This is a genomic window from Streptomyces sp. SID12501, from assembly GCF_010550245.1.
Lineage (GTDB): Bacteria > Actinomycetota > Actinomycetes > Streptomycetales > Streptomycetaceae > Streptomyces.
Genome location: NZ_JAAGLU010000099.1, coordinates 1 through 1528, shown reverse-complemented (window position 1 = coordinate 1528; position 1528 = coordinate 1). Strand labels below are relative to the sequence as shown.

At 71.1% G+C, this 1528-nt stretch carries 3 protein-coding genes; all 3 read right to left on the bottom strand.

Annotation, left to right across the window (positions count from 1 at the left end):
• Positions 1 to 292: hypothetical protein (locus G3I71_RS44575; RefSeq protein WP_164324570.1), on the bottom strand; the 292-nt coding region annotated here is incomplete at its 3' end.
• The gene (locus G3I71_RS44570; RefSeq protein ID WP_164324567.1) at positions 270 to 1061 is read right to left on the bottom strand and encodes a hypothetical protein; all 792 of its coding nucleotides are present in this window, start codon (positions 1059 to 1061) and stop codon (positions 270 to 272) included. The genes G3I71_RS44570 and G3I71_RS44575, both read right to left, overlap by 23 nt.
• A partial coding sequence (locus G3I71_RS44565) for a hypothetical protein (RefSeq protein ID WP_164324564.1) occupies positions 1058 to 1528 on the bottom strand: 471 nt, incomplete at its 5' end. The genes G3I71_RS44565 and G3I71_RS44570, both read right to left, overlap by 4 nt.

The window sequence follows — 1528 nt, the reverse complement described above, 5'->3', positions numbered from 1 at the left end:
AGCGCCCGAACTCCAGGAAGTTGACGATCTGGTACGTGTCGGGCCCCGCGGCCCCGGCACCGACGGCAGGGTCGGGGTTGAAGGAGCCCCAGTCCGCCTTGTCGGCGCAGCCGCCCGTGTACAGCTTGCTGTTGAAGGGGTTGTTCGAGTTGGCGCGCAGGCAGAAGTCGCTGTAGCCCGAGATCGTCGTGTTCTCGCCCTTGAAGATGGCTCCCGCCTCCCAGCTCCACAGCTGGTTCCAGCGGGCCGAGCTCGTCGCCGGCGCGCAGTCACGCAGGTACGCGAGCGTCACGGTCGTCGTGTTGCTCGCCGGGCCCGTGATGCACAGCGCAGCGCCCGGGCCGGGCAGCGTCGAGACCGCGAGCATGAGGCGGTAGTCCTTGTCGTACACCCACAGCCCGCGGTCGTCGTCCACGCCGCACTGGGCGACCGGGACGTAGCTGATCGTCGGGGCCGTCGCCGCCGCGACCGTACTTGGTGTCGTAGCTGTACAGCCGCCCGCCGACGACGTTCGTGCTGGTCGTGTTGAACCGGTAGATGCTCGACATCGTCCGGACCGCGTCGTCCTGCCCGAGCGTCGAGCCGGTCGGGGCTTCGCCGGTCGACGTGATGTACGCGAAGAGCGGCTGCAGGGTCGTGCCGCTGCCGGGCACGCACGCGAGCTTCTTCGCGTTGAGCCAGGACTCGCTCTGGCCCGCGGGGTTGTCACGGTAGTAGCGGACGGTCACCTGGTAGCCGAGCTCACCACCCGGCGTCGCGACGCTGCCCTGGAGCGTGCACGGCAGCTTGCGGACGTCGCCGTAGACCGCTCCGACGTAGTCGGGCGAGCCGAGTGCCGTCCGGACCGAGCTCAGCGCGGTCTCGATGCCCGCCTCGGCCGCGTACACCGTCTGCGTGCTCTTGCGCTGGAACTGCGTCGGCATCGCCTGCGAGAGGACGAGCCCGAGCACCAGCACGCTCAGCGTCGTCAGGATGAGCGCGAGCATGATCGCGCTCATCATGGCGATGCCCTCGTCCTGGCCGCGGCGCAGGTCGTCGCACGCCCGTCGGATCGCCCTCATGGCCGTCCTCCTGCCATGCACACGGGGATGTCGCTGACCCCGGGTGCGTTCGTGTCGCTGTTGGTCAGGGAACCGGTCGAGCTGTTGCGCGCGACGAAGACCGTGCGCTGCTCGACCGGGTTGCCCACCGCGGGGTCACCGGCGCGCAGCCGCACGACGAGCCGCTGGCGGGGGTTGTCCGAGGTCGCCTTGAGCAGCTCGAACGGGTACGTCGCCGTCACGCCGTCGGCCGGGGGCTGCACGTCGGCCACCACCGTCGCGAAGGCGGGCACCGCGACCCCGGCGCGGTCCTCCCAGCTGCGGCGATCGAGCGTGCCCGCGGTCGGGTCCCACCGCCACTGCGTGCAGGTGGCCCGGCCGGTCGCCGACACGGCCGCCGACACGCGGAACTCGACGTAGCGGCGCCCCTGCGTCCCGTTGCCGGGGAAGTTGACCGCCTCGGCGTACCGGACCTGACGGTCGAGCCG

What these genes read in the sequence shown, in the direction of transcription:
- G3I71_RS44570 (WP_164324567.1), bottom strand. Translation starts at nt 1,061, where the DNA reads ATGAGGGCGATCCGACGGGCGTGCGACGACCTGCGCCGCGGCCAGGAC.